At 32.7% G+C, this 1,214-nt stretch carries 1 protein-coding gene; it reads right to left on the minus strand.

Features of this window, described 5'->3' with window-relative positions:
* Positions 1 to 1,109, minus strand: a 1,109-nt coding sequence (locus AC1DRF_RS28610; protein ID WP_477742388.1) for an oligosaccharide MFS transporter, incomplete at its 3' end; no start/stop codon positions are given.
* Positions 1,110 to 1,214: the final 105 nt, after the last annotated feature.

Genomic DNA, 1,214 nt, shown 5'->3' on the forward strand with positions numbered 1-1,214 from the left:
CCTGTACTATCGTATAATCCACCTGCGATTGGTGAAAGAATAGATGCACCTACTTGAGAGGCAAATTGAAAACCCACTAAATATAATACAGAAGATAGTCTTGTATCAAAATTCGCTGCTAAATACTTGAAAATAGCAATCAACATAATCGGTAATTCAAGTGCGTGAATTAATTTCATGGATGAAATTCCAATTGGTCCAATTACAAGTCCAGAACCAATGATTCGAAAGGCCATTAGAAGTCCTGCTAAAATTAAACTATTCTTTGCACCAAGTTTATTTACTACAAATGGGGCAAGAAACAACATCCCAGCCTCTAAAAATACTTGGAAGGAATTTAAATATCCAAATACTTGATTGCCTAGAGCTTCAGTTGGAAATAAGGATGCATAATAAATTGGGAATTGTTGATCATAAACGCTATAAACACATGTCACTCCGATAACATACATCATTAAAAACCAAAAATCTTTTAATAGAAAAAGTCGTCCAACATCTTTTAATGTAACAGAATCGGCTTTCTCCATTTCGTAATCTGTCATTTCTATTCTTACGGACATAATTATTGTTACCAATATGATGGCTGAAACAGATGCTACCCAAAAATTAATATGTGGGTTGATATTAAATATCTGTCCTGCAAAAAATGTAGCTGCTGCCCATCCTAACGAGCCCCACATTCTTGATTTTCCGTACTCAAACTTATACTTACGACTAACCTTTTCAACGTAAGATTCGATAGCTCCGATACCAGCCAAAAAAGCTACTCCTAAATATAGTCCCCCAACAACTGCACCTAAAAAGACATTGTATTGTAATAACGGTCCATAGATAAAAATATAGAATGGTCCTACAAATACAAGTAATAAACTGATAAAAAATAAGATATTTTTCTTTAAACCTATTTTGTCAGAAATATAACCATACAAAGGCTGTATACATAAGGCAAAGATAGCGTTTACAGAAAAAATCAAACCTGTTTCTGAACCATTTAATTTTATTTCTTGTCCTAACCAAATAGAAAATAAAGAATAACTAGCAGACCAAGTAAAAAAGAAAAAGAAGAAATATGCACTTAACTTCCAATATAGACTTTTTGAACCTTTCACGTTAATTGCCCCTTTAGCTAGTGATGTAGAATAGTAATTTTTAAATCTGAAAGCACTTTCAATATTATTTTATGTCAACCGGTTTCATATGTCAACCGGTTTCAT

The sequence above is a fragment of the Priestia sp. P5_B4 genome, from assembly GCF_056400385.1.